The organism is Erwinia pyri (assembly GCF_030758455.1).
GTDB lineage: Bacteria > Pseudomonadota > Gammaproteobacteria > Enterobacterales > Enterobacteriaceae > Erwinia > Erwinia pyri.
Genome location: NZ_CP132353.1, coordinates 2540533 through 2555883 on the forward strand (window position 1 = coordinate 2540533; position 15351 = coordinate 2555883).

General features: G+C 56.0%; 13 protein-coding genes. 6 read left to right on the top strand and 7 right to left on the bottom strand.

Annotation, left to right across the window (positions count from 1 at the left end; genetic code table 11):
- The first annotated feature begins 215 nt into the window (after window positions 1-215).
- The 4 genes from Q3V30_RS11785 (at window position 216) to Q3V30_RS11800 (ending at window position 6777) form a co-directional block, all read left to right on the top strand.
- Window positions 216-1760, top strand: coding sequence for a pyridoxal phosphate-dependent decarboxylase family protein (locus Q3V30_RS11785; RefSeq protein ID WP_306205848.1), 1545 nt, complete (start codon window positions 216-218; stop codon window positions 1758-1760).
- A gap of 6 nt (window positions 1761-1766) precedes the next feature.
- Entirely contained in the window at window positions 1767-3056 is a 1290-nt protein-coding gene (locus Q3V30_RS11790) for a lysine N(6)-hydroxylase/L-ornithine N(5)-oxygenase family protein (RefSeq protein ID WP_306205850.1), read from the top strand.
- A gap of 1 nt (window position 3057) precedes the next feature.
- Entirely contained in the window at window positions 3058-5409 is a 2352-nt protein-coding gene (locus tag Q3V30_RS11795; protein ID WP_306205852.1) for a GNAT family N-acetyltransferase, read from the top strand.
- 132 nt (window positions 5410-5541) lie between these two features.
- Entirely contained in the window at window positions 5542-6777 is a 1236-nt protein-coding gene (locus Q3V30_RS11800; RefSeq protein ID WP_306205854.1) for an MFS transporter, read from the top strand.
- A 65-nt stretch (window positions 6778-6842) separates the two neighbouring features.
- Here Q3V30_RS11800 and lpxM read toward each other — a convergent pair whose 3' ends face one another.
- From lpxM to znuA, 3 genes are all read right to left on the bottom strand, one after another.
- A complete protein-coding gene (gene lpxM / locus Q3V30_RS11805) occupies window positions 6843-7820 on the bottom strand; it encodes a lauroyl-Kdo(2)-lipid IV(A) myristoyltransferase (RefSeq protein WP_306205856.1) in 978 nt (325 codons plus the stop codon).
- Between the two features lie 132 nt (window positions 7821-7952).
- The gene (mepM, locus tag Q3V30_RS11810; RefSeq protein ID WP_306205858.1) at window positions 7953-9281 is read right to left on the bottom strand and encodes a murein DD-endopeptidase MepM; all 1329 of its coding nucleotides are present in this window, start codon (window positions 9279-9281) and stop codon (window positions 7953-7955) included.
- Between the two features lie 12 nt (window positions 9282-9293).
- On the bottom strand, window positions 9294-10241 hold the full coding sequence (gene znuA / locus Q3V30_RS11815; RefSeq protein WP_306205860.1) for a zinc ABC transporter substrate-binding protein ZnuA: 948 nt from the start codon (window positions 10239-10241) through the stop codon (window positions 9294-9296).
- A gap of 77 nt (window positions 10242-10318) precedes the next feature.
- Between znuA and znuC the strand changes: the two genes are divergently transcribed.
- Window positions 10319-11074 carry a zinc ABC transporter ATP-binding protein ZnuC gene (gene znuC, locus Q3V30_RS11820; RefSeq protein ID WP_306205862.1) on the top strand — a complete coding sequence of 252 codons (756 nt, stop codon included), beginning with the start codon at window positions 10319-10321 and terminating at the stop codon, window positions 11072-11074.
- Window positions 11071-11856, top strand: coding sequence for a zinc ABC transporter permease subunit ZnuB (znuB, locus tag Q3V30_RS11825; RefSeq protein ID WP_306205864.1), 786 nt, complete (start codon window positions 11071-11073; stop codon window positions 11854-11856). Before znuC ends, znuB begins: the two co-directional genes overlap by 4 nt.
- Window positions 11857-12337: 481 nt before the next feature.
- On the opposite strand, the gene ruvB is transcribed toward znuB, so the two are convergent.
- From ruvB to Q3V30_RS11845, 4 genes are all read right to left on the bottom strand, one after another.
- Window positions 12338-13342, bottom strand: a complete 1005-nt coding sequence (gene ruvB, locus Q3V30_RS11830; protein ID WP_306205866.1) for a Holliday junction branch migration DNA helicase RuvB — start codon at window positions 13340-13342, stop codon at window positions 12338-12340.
- Window positions 13343-13349: 7 nt separating this feature from the next.
- Complete coding sequence (gene ruvA / locus Q3V30_RS11835) at window positions 13350-13967, bottom strand: Holliday junction branch migration protein RuvA (protein WP_306205868.1); 618 nt, start codon at window positions 13965-13967, stop codon at window positions 13350-13352.
- Between the two features lie 70 nt (window positions 13968-14037).
- On the bottom strand, window positions 14038-14562 hold the full coding sequence (gene ruvC, locus Q3V30_RS11840; protein WP_306205870.1) for a crossover junction endodeoxyribonuclease RuvC: 525 nt from the start codon (window positions 14560-14562) through the stop codon (window positions 14038-14040).
- 40 nt (window positions 14563-14602) lie between these two features.
- On the bottom strand, window positions 14603-15346 hold the full coding sequence (locus Q3V30_RS11845; RefSeq protein WP_306205872.1) for a YebC/PmpR family DNA-binding transcriptional regulator: 744 nt from the start codon (window positions 15344-15346) through the stop codon (window positions 14603-14605).
- Between the last annotated feature and the right edge of the window lie 5 nt (window positions 15347-15351).

Below are 15351 nucleotides of genomic sequence, written 5' to 3' on the forward strand. Positions count from 1 at the left end.
CAATTACAAACCGCGCACAAGCGCCACAAAACCACACAAACTGGAGTTATTTTAGTTAAGAACAGCTAAAACCACTGGATTGATGTGCCATCAGAGCCTCTCGCGCCCTGCTTAAACGTTAACAATGCTGAACTGACGCCGTGTCGTCAGGCAACCTTCCTCGCCTTTTTTTTTCAGGGCGGCAGGGCTTACTCCGTCTTTTTTAAGGAAATGCTATGGTCTTACGTTCACAAACTCAGCCGGTGCCTCGCGAGCCAGAAGCTGCAGGGCATCAGGAATATATTTTCAATGACCAGCAGCTGGACGCGTGGAATCAACAGACGCAGGAAGTGTTATCCCTGCTGACCACCACATTCAGCAACGTTGAGAAACCCTTCAGCGGCATTCTGCCGCATGAGCTTGCTCCTGAGTTCGCCACTGTTGACCTCGACTCTCCGTTAGGCAGTAACGAAGCCGCACTACAGGAACTCAGCCAGCTCTATCTGCGCGATGCAGTCTGGTTCCACCATCCCAAATATGTTGCTCATCTCAACTGCCCGGTGGTGCTCCCGTCGGTTCTGGCTGAGCAGATCATGGCGGCGGTGAACAGTTCAGTGGATACCTGGGATCAAAGCGCGGGCGGCACCCTGATTGAGCAAAAGGTGATTGACTGGACGCTGAGCCGCATTGGCCTGCCCCAGCCTTCAGATGGCATCTTTACCAGCGGCGGGACGCAATCCAACCTGATGGCGATGCTGCTGGCTCGCGACAGCTGGTGTGCCGCTCATCATCCCGGTCACCTGATCAAACAGCAGGGTTTACCACACGATGCCGGTAAGTGGCGCGTATTTACCTCCAGGCTCAGCCATTTCAGCATTCAGAAATCGATGGCTATTCTCGGGTTGGGCTACGATGCGGTGATCCCGGTGGACTATGATGACCACTATCGTATGGACGCCATGAAGCTGGAGCAGGAGATTCAGCGCTGCCAGCAGCAGGGCCTGATCCCGATTGCGGTGGTGGCCACCAGCGGCACCACCGATTTTGGCAGCATCGATCCGCTGCAGACAATTTCCCATCTCTGCCAGCATTACGGCCTGTGGATGCACGTTGATGCCGCCTATGGCTGCGGCCTGCTGGTGTCAGAAAAGCATCGTCAGCGTCTTAAAGGGATTGAGAAAGCTGACTCTGTTACCGTGGATTACCACAAATCCTTCTTCCAGAGCGTCAGCTGTGGGGCTTTTTTTGTTCGCGACAAAAAGCACCTCAGCCATGTCACCCATCATGCGGATTATTTGAATCCGTTAAGCGCGCAGCAGGAGGGTACGCCAAACCTGGTAAACAAAAGCATCCAGACCACGCGCCGCTTTGATGCGCTGAAAATGTGGATGACGCTGCGTATTATGGGGCCAGTTGCGCTGGGGCAGGCGTTCGATACGATTATCGCGCTGACCCAGACCGCCCATACCCTGCTGAGCGCACATCCGGCGATTGAGGTTCTGCATGCGCCTGAGCTGACCACCCAAATCTTCCGCTACGTGCCGCGTCCCGGCATGAGCGATGCCGCTCTGGATGAGATCAACGCCAACATTCGCAAAGCGCTGTTCCGCTCCGGTAACGCAGTGATTGCCGGCACCAAAGTGGGTGGCCGCCAGTATCTTAAATTCACCTTGCTCAACCCCACCACTACGGCGACAGACCTGGAAGATGTTATCGCCCTGATCGTCCATTACGGTCGGGAACAGGTTCGCCATTCGGCGCTGAATGCAGCTAATCAGTGAGGACTTATGACTACTGTTTATGATTTTGTCGCTATCGGTATTGGCCCTTTTAACCTCGGGCTGGCCTGCCTGAGTGAGCCGGTTGAGGGGCTGAATGGCGTATTCCTGGATCAGAACCCGGGGTTCGACTGGCATACCGGGATGATGCTGGAGAGCGCTCATCTGCAAACCCCTTTTATGGCTGATTTGGTGACGCTGGCCGATCCTACCAGCCGCTACAGCCTGCTTAATTACATGAAGCAAAAGGGTAAGCTCTACTCTTTTTATATCAGAGAAGATTTTTTCCTGATGCGTAAAGAGTACAACCAGTACTGCCAGTGGGCCTGTTCGCAGCTCAGCAATCTGCGCTGGAATACCCGGGTGGAGTACGTCAGCTATGACGATCAACAGCAGTGCTATCGCATTAAATCTGTTGATACGCAAACCGGTCAGGCGCAGGAGTGGCTGGCCCGTCACCTGGTGCTGGGCACCGGGCCTGTAGCCTGGATGCCGGAGTGCAGCCGTCCTTATCGCGACCGCTTCACCCACTCCAGCGAATATCTGGTCAACAAAGCGGAACTGCAGAAGAAAAGTTCCATCACCGTGCTGGGCAGCGGCCAGAGCGCAGCGGAAATTTATTACGATCTGCTGAGCGATATCGACAGCCACGGCTATCAGCTCAACTGGGTGACGCGCGCGCCGCGCTTCTACCCGCTGGAGTACACCAAGCTGACGCTGGAGATGACCTCACCTGAGTGGATCGACTATTTCCACGATCTGCCACCAGCCAAACGCGACGCGCTTAATGCCCGTCACAAGAATCTCTATAAAGGGATCAACAGCAGCCTGATTAACGACATCTACGATCTGATGTACGTCAAACAGCTGGATGGCGAGCTGAACGTCAACCTGTTCACCCACTCTGAACTCAAGGATATGCGCTGGCTCTCTTCAGGCGAATTTGAGCTTTCGCTGCATCAGCAGGAGCAGGAGCGCGACTTTACCCGTCGCACTCAGGGGCTGGTGATGGCAACCGGCTATCACTATCGCCCGCCGATGTTTATCGAAGGTATCTCTGCACGCCTGCGGTGGGATGAAAAAGGCCGCTACGACGTGCAGCGCAACTACAGCATCGACTATGAAAACAGAGTCTTTGTGCAGAATGCAGAGCTGCATACCCACGGGTTTGTTACTCCGGATCTGGGTATGGCGTGCTACCGGAACTCCGTTTTACTGCGCGAGCTGGCAGGCCGGGAAGTCTATCCCGTTGAACGCCAGATCGCTTTCCAGACCTTCCCGGCGCAATCGGAACGTTAATATGTCAAACATACTCTTTACCGCTTCCCGCCCTGCGGGACGTTTTACCCTCCGCCCGATGCGGGAAGAGGACGCCTCATTGATCCACAGCTGGGTCACACGAGATTACGCCCGCTTCTGGGGAATGCAGAGCGACACGCTTGCCCAGGTGGCGACCTTCTATCGTGGGCTGATTGCCCGCGATCCCCGCGCCGCGATGATTGGCTGCTGTGATGATAAGCCCGTTTTCCTGATGGAGTTTTATCAGGCCAGCGAGGATGAAGTGGGTAAATTCTACCCGGCCCAGCCGGGCGACTACGGCATGCACATACTGATTGCGCCCGCGAACCGCCCGGTGCGGCAGTTCAGCTGGCAGGTGTTCAGCGTGGTGATGGACTACATGTTCAGCCAGCCGGAAGTGCGGCGCGTGGTGGTGGAGCCGGATGTGCGTAACGAGAAAATCCACCCGCTGAACAAGCGCGCAGGGTTCCGCTATCAGCACACTATCGATATGGGCCACAAAACCGCCTGGCTGGCTTTCTGCCACCGCGACGATTATCAACAAGCCTTACAGCAGGAAACGCTAACCATGACCAACGTAAACCCCCTCCTTTCCGGCTCTCATTTGTCTGGCGATAACTGGGCGCAGGCAAACCGGATGCTGATCCGTAAAGCGATTGCTGAATTCGCCCATGAGAAAATTATCTCCCCTGCTGCCCTGGGTGACGGTCGCTTTTCGCTGGCGGTACCCGGCGGCGAAGCTGACTACCAGTTTAAAGCGCGCCGCCTGGCGCTGGATCACTGGGAGATCGAGCCCGCTTCGCTGATTAAGCAGGAGAACGGGCACGCGCTGACGCTGGACGCCCTACAGTTCATCGTCGAGTTCAACCAGCAGATCGGCATTCCTGCCAGCATGCTGGCGACCTACATGGAAGAGATCACCAGCACGCTTTGCAGCAGCGTTTATAAACTGCAGAAAGGCAACCCCGATAGCGCGGCGCTGGTCAGCGCAGATTTCCAGACGGTTGAAGCTGCCATGACGGAAGGTCATCCCTGCTTTGTGGCTAACAATGGCCGCATCGGTTTTGATGCCGGTGACTATCTGGCCTATGCGCCGGAAGCCGCCACGCCGGTGAAGCTGGTCTGGGTTGCCGTTCACCTGCGCAACGCGCACTTCGCCAGTCTGAGCACGCTCGATTATGACCAGCTGATGCGTGACGAGCTGGGCCAAGCAGTAGTGGATGGTTTTAACCAGCAGCTGCGGGAGAAAAACCTGGCACCGGAGGACTACCTGTTTATGCCGGTGCATCCATGGCAGTGGCAGAACAAACTGCTGACGGTGTTTGCTCCCGATATTGCCAATCACGATATTGTCTGGCTGGGCAGCGGCGACGATAGCTATCAGGCGCAGCAGTCCATTCGCACCTTCTTCAACCGCAGCCAGCCCACCAAGCGCTATGTCAAAACTGCGCTGTCGGTATTGAATATGGGCTTTATGCGCGGTCTCTCGCCTTATTATATGGCGACCACACCGGCAATAAACGAGTGGCTGGAAGGTCTGGTAGCGAAAGATGCGTGGCTGCAACGCTGCGATTTCCGCATCCTGCGTGAAGTGGCGGCCGTGGGCTACCACAATCGTTACTATGAAAAAGCCATCACCGGCGACTCCGCCTACAAGAAAATGTTTGCCGCGCTGTGGCGTGATAATCCGGTCGTCAGCCTGCAGGCGAATCAGCGTCTGATGACCATGGCGTCGTTCCTGCATGTCGACCAGCATCAGAAGGCGCTGCTCCCGGCGCTGATCGCCGATTCTGGCCTGCCAGCGGAAGAGTGGATATCGCGCTATCTCACCTGCTACCTCAGCCCGCTGCTGCACTGCTTCTATCAGCACGATCTGGTCTTTATGCCGCATGGCGAGAACCTGATCCTGCTGCTGGAGAATAATGTGCCGGTCAGCGCTTACATGAAAGATATTGGCGAAGAGATAGCAGTAATGAACCCCGATGCGGTGCTGCCGGAGAAAGTGCAGCGTCTGGCGGTAGAGGTGCCGGAAGATCTCAAGCTGCTGTCGGTGTTCACCGATGTCTTTGACTGTATCTTCCGCTTTATCAGCGCCATTCTGGAAGGATCCGGCACGCTTGCTGAAGAGAAGTTCTGGCAGGCCGTTGCCCGCTGCGTGAAGGAGTATCAGCAGGCGCATCCGCAGCTGGCCACTAAATTTGCCCGTTACGATATGTTCACGCCAGAGTTCACCCGCTCCTGCCTGAACCGCCTGCAGCTGGCGAATAATCAGCAGATGATTAACCTGGCCGATCCGGCGGAAAATCTGAAATTTGCCGGTACGCTGGTTAACCCGATTGCCGCTTACCGCTAAGCGGTGAGTGGTGTGACGCTGCAGAGCCGCATTGCGTCAGATAATTCATCAATTCAGCATAAAACTGGTGTATGTTGGCGCGGTCGCTCAGGCGGCCGCGTTTTTTATTTTTTCCTGCTGGAAGGAGCCAGAATGGCCTCATTTGTTCCGGTGTCGAGCCTGACCCGCCGCCACCTGATTTTCCCCCTCTCGCTGGTGCTGTTTGAGTTCGCGACCTATATCGCGCATGACATGATCCAGCCCGGCATGCTGCTGGTTACCAGTGAGTTCAACGTTGGCCCGGAATGGGTCTCAGCTTCGCTGACCGCCTATCTGATTGGCGGTATTGTGCTGCAATGGCTGCTGGGACCGCTTTCAGACAAGCTGGGAAGGCGGCCGGTGATGCTGGCTGGCGTCGCCTTCTTTATGCTGACTTGCTTCGCCACCCACTGGGTGCAGAGCATTGAACAGTTTATCCTGCTGCGTTTTTTACAGGGGATCAGCCTCTGCTTTATCGGTGCGGTCGGCTATGCCGCCATCCAGGAGGCGTTTGATGAGTCGCTGAGCGTCAAAATCATGGCGCTGATGGCTAACGTCGCGCTGCTGGCTCCGCTTGCCGGCCCGCTGGCAGGTGCCGCGTTTCTCTCTGTGGGCGAGTGGCGGACCATGTTCTGGCTGTTTGGCGGCGTAACGGCGGTGGCGCTGGTGGGACTGTGGCGCACTATGCCGGAAACGTCCGGCGACCGCTCTACTTCCCTTTCGCTGAAGTCGTTAGGCAAAGGCTATTACTCGCTGTTCCGGGATCGTCAGGTGATGAGCGGCTCGCTGGCTATCGGCCTGGTGACTATACCCTGCCTGGCCTGGGTGGCCCTCTCGCCAGTGATCCTGATCCATGATGAAGGATTAACCCGCATGGATTACGCCCTGCTTCAGCTGCCAGTATTTATTGCAATGATTGCCGGTAATCTGACCTTAGGGAAACTCTCTGGCCGTATGCCGATTGAGCAGCCGCTGAAGCTGGGTGCCTGGCCGATTCTGGCCGGGCTGGCGCTGGCCACCCTCTGCACCGCCATCAATCCGCACAGCTATCTGTGGCTGACTGCCGGGCTGAGCCTCTACGGCTTCGGCACCGGGCTGGTGAACGCCGGGCTTTACCGTCTGACGCTCTTCTCCAGCAAGGCGGGAAAAGGCAGCGTGGCCGCCATGTTGGGTATGGTGAGCATCGTGGTATTTGCGCTGGGCATTGAGCTGGCGAAGAGCGCCTATTTCAGCGGCGGCAGCTTCTGGTTCAGCGTCATTAATCTGGCGTGTGGGCTGGTGTGGTTCGGCCTGGTGCGAGCCTTCCTGCGGGAACGTAAGCGCAGGACGGCGATCACCGCCGTGCAGTAACTCTCTAAAATCGTGCAGTAACTTTCTATAATCTGGGGCGAAAATCTTCGCCCCATTCAACAGCCCTACTTTTTCCGGTAGATATCTTTGCGCTTGTAAGGCTCGATATCGCCCTCCTTGCGGGTTTTCAGCAGTTTCAGGATCCAGGTATATTGTTCCGGATTCGGCCTGACCAGGATCTCCACCTCTTCATTCATCCGCCGCGCCAGCGTATGGTCGTCAGCTTCCAGCAAATCATCCATCGGTTCACGCAGATAGACATCAAGCCGGTGAGTTTTGCTGTTATAAACAGGAAACAGCGGTACCACGCGCGCGCGGCAGACTTTCATCAAACGCCCCACGGCAGGCAGCGTCGCTTTATAGGTGGCAAAGAAATCGACAAACTCGCTGTGCTCTGCCCCGTGATCCTGATCCGGCAGATAGTAGCCCCAGTAGCCCTGGCGCACCGAGCTGATAAAGGGTTTGATGCCATCATTACGGGCGTGCATCCGTCCGCCGAAACGGCGACGAATAGCATTCCAGATATAGTCCATCAGCGGATTGCGCTGGTTATGAAACATCGCCGCCATTTTCTGGCCTTCTGAGGCCAGCACCATCGCCGGAATATCCACGGCCCAGCCATGGGGCACCAGGAAGATAACGTTCTGCCCCTGCTCCCGAATGGTGTCGATGATCCCCTTGTTATGCCAGGTGATGCGGGGACGGGTATGCTCAGGGCGCATCGCCAGCTCAGCCATCATCACCATCGACTGTGGCGCAGTGGCGAACATCTCATCGATGATTTTTTCGCGCTCTGCTTCCGGCAATTCCGGCATGCAGTAAAAGAGATTGATCTGCGCGCGCCTTCTGGCGCTTTTCGCATACTTTCCGGCAAAGCGCCCCAGCGCGCCCAGCAGCGGGTCGCGGATGCTGGCAGGCACCCAGGCCAGACCGGCGCAGGCACCGATAGCCAGCCAGTTCCCCCAATATTTTGGTAACAGGAAAGACTTCTGAAAGGTGGGGATAAACTCATTGTTGCTTTTGTTGCTTTTGTTGGTTTCCATGCACTTGCCTCAGACAATAACCGGCTAATGATAGTGTTGACGGGCAAGATTGCAATGCCGAATCATATCTGGTTAAAAACAGAAAAGCCGGCGGAAGATCCCGTCGGCTTTAAACTTGATGCTGTATCCCGGTTATTTGAAGCGCAACTGCGGCATCACTTCACGTACCTGGGCCAGATAAGCACTGCGTTCTTTACCGCTCAATCCTTCCATACGCGGCAGTTTTGCCGTCAGCGGATTGACAGCCTGGTTATTGATCCAGATTTCAAAGTGCAGATGCGGGCCTGTGGAGCGGCCGGTGCTGCCAGACAAGCCAATGCGCTCGCCTCGTTTCACCTTCTCGCCTGGTTTTACCAGCAGTTTTTTCATATGCATATAGCGGGTCATGTACTGGCGACCGTGGCGGATAGCCACGTAGTTGCCCGCGCCGCCGCTGCGTTTAGAGACAATCACTTCGCCGTCGCCTACCGCCAGCACTGGCGTACCGACCGGCAGCGCGAAGTCCACGCCTTTGTGCGGTGCAATGCGCCCGGTGACCGGATTCAGGCGACGAGGATTGAAGTTTGACGAAACGCGGTACTGTTTCACCGTCGGGAAGCGCATAAAGCCCTGCGCCAGACCTGCACCGGTACGGTCATAGAACTTCCCGTCTGCGGCACGGATAGCATAATAATCTTTGCCGCCCGACTGCAGGCGCACGCCCGAGAGCTGGCTCTGCTCGCTCTTACCTTCCAGCATCTCGCGCGACATCAGCACGGAAAATTTATCGCCATTGCGTAACTTGCGGAAGTCCATCTGCCACTGCAGAGCTTTGATAACGGCGCTGATTTCGCCACTGCTCAGTCCCGCCTGCTTCGCGCTGTTTACGAAGCTGCCGTTGACGGTGCCGGAGAGAACGGTATCTTTCCACTCCCCTTTTTGCACTTCAGAAGAGGGTTTGAACGTGTCGCCAGAACGGTCGTAGGTGCGGGTTTCACGGCGGGAGGCTTCCCAGGTAAGGCGCTGTAACTGACCATCGTCAGTGAGCGTCCAGCTCAGCTGCTGACCTACCTGCAGGTTACGCAGGTCTTTGTCCACCCTGGCCAGCTGATTGATATCTCCCATATCAATGCCATACTGATTGAGTACGCTGCTTAACGTATCACCTGATGAGACCACATAGTCGTGAGTACCGATCTCATTCGGCACATCCGTGTCTATCTCATCTTTAGGCAAATCGTCTTCCGGGGCTGGCGTGTCCTGATCGATGGGTTCGCTGGCTTCTGGCAGCAGGGTGCGTAGCTGACTTTTATCCAGCTCAATGCTTTTCACGATGGGATTGGTTTCACCACCGGGATGGTAAACGTAGGGCCGCCAGACGGAGACGGCCAGAGTGATGACGGTGAGCGAACCCAGCATGATGCGGTGGGTTCGTGGCAGTGTGTTGAATGCCATGCTGACAGCGCGGGAAATCTGCTGCACTTATTAAGTTCCTCAAGGCTTATTCAGGCAGCTCGCATACTGGCTCGACAGCTGTGAGAGGAATTTCACATAGCTGTCTTTTGCAACAGTGATATCTATCCCCAACGGATCCAACGTGCCTGAACGCACCTGGGTTCCTCTGGCAACAGCATCTATGACGGCCGGCCTGAACTGTGGCTCAGCAAAGACGCATACGGCCTTCTGCTCAACCAACTCTGTTCGAATTTGATGTAGTCGCTGGGCGCCGGGTTGGATCTCTGGGTTAACGGTAAAATGACCTGTAGGGGTCAAACCGAAGTGTTTCTCAAAGTAGCTGTAAGCATCGTGAAAAACGAAATACCCCTTCCCCTTCACTGGCGCAAGCTGAGACCCGATTTGCGTATCGGCTGACGCCAATTCTGCTTCAAAATGCTGCAGGTTCGCGTCTAGTTTGTCTCTGCTTTGCGGCATAAGTTCCAATAATTTTGCGTGGATTGCAACCGCCGATTGCCTTGCGATCTCTGGGGACATCCACAAGTGCATATTGTACTCACCGTGGTGGTGAGAATGTTGATGTTCATTAAGGGTTGCACTGGCCTCACCATCTTCATGTTCATCTTCCTCCACACCCCGGATCAGCAGGGGTTTTACCGTGGCTAATTCAGATAATTCCACTGATTTTTGAGCCGGAAGTTGCGCTACCGCTTTGGGCATAAACGCTTCCATTTCGGGGCCGACCCAGACCACCAAATCCGCGCCCTGCAAGCGTTTAATGTCAGAGGGGCGCAGGGAATAGTCATGTTCCGATGCGCCATCAGGCAGCAGAACTTCTACCGGCGTGACGCCATCCGCGATAGCGGCGGCAATGAATCCCAAAGGTTTAACAGAGGCGACAACAGCGGCGTGAGCAGGAGCAGCAAGCGAAGCGCTTAAACCCAGCGTGGCGAGGAGGGTAAACAGGGGCTTTTTATTATGTAACATAATGCGTCAATCCATCGTGAGAAGTCGATGGAGTGTGATATTATAACATTCTAAAACTTCTGCAAGCTGAAATGATTATGTCTTCGTTGATTAGTCTTGAAAAAATTTCCGTGAGCTTTGGACAACGTCGTGTGCTTTCCGACGTGTCGCTGGCGCTGCAGCCCGGTAAGATCCTCACGCTGCTTGGCCCTAACGGCGCAGGGAAATCGACGCTTGTGCGCGTAGTGCTGGGCCTGATCCAGCCCGATGCGGGCAAAATGGTTCGCCCTGCCCAGCTTAAGATTGGCTATGTTCCGCAGAAAATTCATCTTGATGCCACTCTGCCGCTGACCGTTGAGCGGTTTATGCTGCTGCGCGGCGGCGTAAAGCGTGAAGATGTGCTGCACGCGCTGAAGCGTGTGCAGGCCGCACAGCTGCTGAACTATCCTCTGCAAAAGTTATCGGGGGGTGAAATGCAGCGCGTGCTGCTGGCCCGCGCATTGCTGAATCAGCCTCAGCTGCTGGTGCTTGATGAGCCAACGCAGGGTGTGGATGTAAACGGTCAGGTCGCCCTGTACGATTTGATCGACCAGCTTCGTAACGAGCTTAATTGCGGGGTGCTGATGGTTTCACACGATCTGCATCTGGTGATGGCTAAAACCGACGAAGTGCTGTGCCTGAATCAACATATCTGCTGTTCCGGTACGCCGGAAGTGGTCTCAAGGCACCCCGAGTTCATCTCTATGTTTGGTCCTCGCGGTGCGGAACAGCTCGCTATCTATCGGCATCACCATAATCATCGTCACGATCTTCAGGGACGTATTGTTTTACGCAGAGGACAGGGTCCGTCATGATTGAACTGTTATTACCCGGCTGGTTTGCCGGTTTTTTACTGGCATTGGCGGCAGGTCCGCTTGGTTCCTTTGTGGTCTGGCGGCGGATGTCCTATTTCGGCGATACCCTTGCCCACGCTTCGCTGCTGGGCGTGGCGTTTGGGCTGCTGCTGAATATCAGTCCGTTTTATGCGGTGATTACCGTGACGCTGCTGCTCTCTCTGCTGCTGGTCTGGCTGGAACGCAGGCCGCATCTCGCTATCGATACGCTGTTGGGGATCCTGGCGCACAGTGCGTTGTCGCTCGGGCTGGTAGTGGTGAGTCTGATGTCCAACGTGCGGGTGGATTTGATGGCCTATCTGTTTGGCGATCTGCTCTCGGTAACGCCAGCGGATCTCTACACTATTGCTGCCGGTGTGGCTATTGTGCTGGTGGTGCTGGCGCTGAACTGGCGCTCGCTGTTGTCAATGACCATCAGCCCGGAGCTGGCGCAGGTTGATGGCGTTAATATTCAGCGTACCAAGCTGGTGCTGATGCTGGTGACGGCTCTGACCATTGGCGTGGCGATGAAGTTTGTCGGCGCGCTGATTATCACCTCGCTGTTGATTATTCCCGCCGCCACCGCCCGCCGTTTTGCCCGCTCCCCGGAGCAGATGGCGGGGATGGCGGTGCTGGTGGGTATTCTGGCGGTTACGGCTGGTCTGAGTTTCTCAGCCTGGTACGATACCCCGGCAGGGCCTTCGGTAGTGCTGGGTGCTTCCGTGATGTTTATGCTGAGTATGATGAAGCGCCCGGCGGTTTGAGTGTAGGGTTTGTGCGGGTAGAGCTTCAGAACGCTGCGGGTCAGGCGATTGGCGTCAAGGCCGCTGTGGGTTAAGCGATCGGCTCAGGGAGTGCGTTAAGACCGCTGCGGGTTAGGCGATCTGCCTCAGTAAATGCAGATAAATGTGGGTTACAGCCCGCTGCGGGTTAAGCGATCGGCTCAGGGAACGCGGGCTGTTCATAAAGACGCAAAAAGCATCATCCCTGATAGCTCGGCTCGCGCCGTCCATGGCGCGAGACGCTTTATTCACAGCCCGCGTTCCCTTCGCTTCACTATTGGCGTTGCCGGTGAGTATTTTTCAGACAGCTTCTTGCTCCCATCTGAATTTCACTATTGGCGTTGCCGTTGAGTCTGTTTCAGGGAAACTGAGCGTAACCCGTTCACTTCACTAGTGGCGCTGCCGGTAAGCGTATTGCTGAGCAATGCTGCGCAGCCTTTTCGTTGCAAACCGGCGAGCGGGATTACTCTTCGCGCGCAATGCCAAAGTGTTTATAGGCATGGTTGGTCGCCATGCGACCACGGGGCGTACGCTGAATGAAGCCCTGCTGGATAAGATAAGGCTCCAGCACGTCTTCAATGGTTTCGCGCTCTTCGCCAATAGCCGCTGCCAGGTTATCCAGCCCTACCGGTCCGCCGGTGAATTTGTCGATGATCGCCAGCAGCAGCTTACGGTCCATGTAGTCAAAGCCTTCGGTATCGACGCTGAGCATATCCAGCGCCCTGGATGCGACCTCACCACTCAGGCTTCCGGCAGCTTTAACTTCAGAGAAGTCACGCACGCGGCGTAGCAGGCGGTTAGCGATACGCGGCGTACCGCGAGCGCGACGGGCAATTTCCAGCGCGCCCTCTTCGCTTAACGGCAGACCCAGGCAGGCGGCGCTGCGCGATACGATATGCTGCAAATCCTCTACCCGATAAAATTCCAGGCGCTGCACGATGCCGAAGCGGTCGCGCAGGGGCGACGTTAACGATCCCGCGCGGGTGGTTGCGCCAATCAGCGTAAAGGGCGGCAGATCGAGTTTAATGGAGCGGGCGGCGGGGCCTTCACCAATCATGATATCCAGCTGATAATCTTCCATTGCCGGATAGAGCACCTCTTCCACTACCGGTGACAGGCGGTGGATCTCATCGATAAACAGTACATCGTGCGGCTCAAGGTTGGTCAGCATCGCCGCCAGGTCGCCCGCTTTCTCAAGAACCGGGCCAGAGGTGGTACGCAGATTAACGCCCATTTCGTTCGCCACGATATTGGCGAGCGTGGTTTTCCCCAGCCCTGGCGGGCCGAAAATCAGCAGGTGATCAAGAGCATCTCCGCGCATTTTAGCCGCCTCAATGAAGATCTCCATCTGCTCCCGCACCACCGGTTGACCGACATATTCTGTCAGAAGCTTGGGGCGGATGGCGCGGTCAATGACCTCTTCTTCCGTGATGGTGCCCGGTGAGACCAGGCGATCGGCTTCTATCATGCTTACCTCAAATGGCGGCGCGGAGCGCTTCGCGGATCAGCGTTTCACAGTCGGCATCCGGGCGACCCACTTTGCTGATCATCCGGCTGGCTTCCTGAGGTTTATACCCCAGCGAGACGAGGGCAGCAACGGCTTCGCTCTCCGCATCGTTCCCGGCATCCGCAGACTGAACTTCGCTGGTCAGCGCAAACGGCGTATCCACCGCAAACAGGTCGCCATGCATCCCTTTGAAACGGTCCTTCATTTCGACCACCAGACGTTCGGCCGTTTTCTTGCCCACGCCGGGCAGCTTCACCAGGGAGGCGATCTCTTCACGCTCCACGGCGGTGACAAACTGCTGGGCAGACATGCCGGAGAGAATAGCCAGCGCCAGCTTAGGACCCACGCCGTTGACTTTAATCAGCTCACGAAACAGCGCGCGTTCCTGTTTGCTGTTAAAACCAAACAGCAGCTGCGCATCTTCACGCACCACGAACTGGGTAAAGATAATGGCTTCATGATTCAGGTCAGGGAGCTCATAAAAACAGGTCATCGGCATATGCACTTCGTAGCCTACGCCGTTGGCTTCCAGTAATACCAGCGGCGGCTGTTTCTCAAGAATAATGCCTCTAAGACGACCAATCACATTCGCTTCCTTCACAAAAAGTAGAGGGGGGATTTATACCATAAAAAAAGCTGGATGAATATCCAGCTTATCAGGAGCGCAGACGACCACGCGCAAGGTTTAACTGCCCTTCCCCCATGCGGTTGGCATTCTGGCTGACGTGGCAATGGGTGATGGCAATAGCCAGCGCATCGGCCGCATCCGCCTGCGGATTAGCAGAGAGTTTCAGCAGGGTTCGCACCATGTGCTGCACCTGGCTTTTTTCTGCGCTGCCGATGCCCACCACGGTTTGTTTCACCTGACGCGCCGCGTATTCAAATACCGGCAGATCGTGGTTTACCGCGGCGACAATGGCTGCTCCCCTCGCCTGCCCCAGCTTTAACGCCGAATCGGCATTTTTCGCCATAAAGACCTGCTCAATGGCGAAAAACTCCGGCTGAAACTGGGTAATGATTTCACTGACGCCAGCGTAAATCAGCTTCAGCCGGGTGGGAAGATCGGTCACGTTTGTGCGGATACAGCCGCTGCCGAGATAGGTCAGCTGGCGGCCAACCTGACGGATAACGCCGTAGCCGGTGATGCGTGAACCGGGATCGATACCTAATATGATCGCCATCACGCCTCTCCGGCCAGCAGATGTTGAGAAGACAACGCCATTACAGGGTTGCCGCCACCTCGTCGGAGATCTCACCATTATGGTAGACTTCCTGCACGTCATCACAATCTTCCAGCATATCGATCAGACGCAGCAGCTTAGGCGCGGTCTCTTCATCCATATCGGCTTTGGTGGAAGGGATCATGGTGACTTCAGCCGATTCCGCCTTCAGGCCAGACGCTTCCAGCGCATCCTTCACCTGACCCAGAGATTCCCAGGCGGTGAATACGTCAATGGTGCCGTCATCGTAAGTCACCACATCATCAGCGCCAGCTTCCAGCGCCGCGTCCATCACCTCATCCTCGTTCAGGCCTGGTGCAAAAGTCACCACCCCTTTACGGGTAAAGAGATAGGCTACGGAGCCATCGGTACCCAGATTACCGCCGGTTTTGGTGAAGGCATGGCGCACTTCAGAGACGGTACGGTTACGGTTATCACTCAGGCACTCCACCATCACAGCGGTGCCGCCCGGGCCGTAGCCTTCATAGATGATGGTTTCCATGTTGCTGTCATCATCACCGCCCACGCCGCGTGCAATCGCACGGTTCATGGTGTCGCGCGTCATGTTGTTAGAGAGCGCTTTATCCATTGCCGCACGCAGACGCGGGTTAGAAGCCGCATCGCCGCCGCCCAGCTTGGCTGCTGTGACCAGCTCGCGAATAATTTTGGTGAAGATCTTACCGCGTTTGGCATCCTGTGCCGCTTTACGGTGTTTGGTGTTAGCCCATTTACTGTGGCCTGCCATAAATT

Excerpts from the sequence above, each read along its gene's own strand:
- Q3V30_RS11785 (WP_306205848.1), top strand. The coding sequence starts at position 216 with ATGGTCTTACGTTCACAAACTCAGCCGGTGCCTCGCGAGCCAGAAGCT.
- Q3V30_RS11790 (WP_306205850.1), top strand. The coding sequence starts at position 1,767 with ATGACTACTGTTTATGATTTTGTCGCTATCGGTATTGGCCCTTTTAAC.
- Q3V30_RS11795 (WP_306205852.1), top strand. The coding sequence starts at position 3,058 with ATGTCAAACATACTCTTTACCGCTTCCCGCCCTGCGGGACGTTTTACC.
- Q3V30_RS11800 (WP_306205854.1), top strand. The coding sequence starts at position 5,542 with ATGGCCTCATTTGTTCCGGTGTCGAGCCTGACCCGCCGCCACCTGATT.
- lpxM (WP_306205856.1), bottom strand. The coding sequence starts at position 7,820 with ATGGAAACCAACAAAAGCAACAAAAGCAACAATGAGTTTATCCCCACC.
- znuA (WP_306205860.1), bottom strand. The coding sequence starts at position 10,241 with ATGTTACATAATAAAAAGCCCCTGTTTACCCTCCTCGCCACGCTGGGT.
- znuC (WP_306205862.1), top strand. The coding sequence starts at position 10,319 with ATGTCTTCGTTGATTAGTCTTGAAAAAATTTCCGTGAGCTTTGGACAA.
- znuB (WP_306205864.1), top strand. The coding sequence starts at position 11,071 with ATGATTGAACTGTTATTACCCGGCTGGTTTGCCGGTTTTTTACTGGCA.
- ruvB (WP_306205866.1), bottom strand. The coding sequence starts at position 13,342 with ATGATAGAAGCCGATCGCCTGGTCTCACCGGGCACCATCACGGAAGAA.
- ruvC (WP_306205870.1), bottom strand. The coding sequence starts at position 14,562 with ATGGCGATCATATTAGGTATCGATCCCGGTTCACGCATCACCGGCTAC.
- Q3V30_RS11845 (WP_306205872.1), bottom strand. The coding sequence starts at position 15,346 with ATGGCAGGCCACAGTAAATGGGCTAACACCAAACACCGTAAAGCGGCA.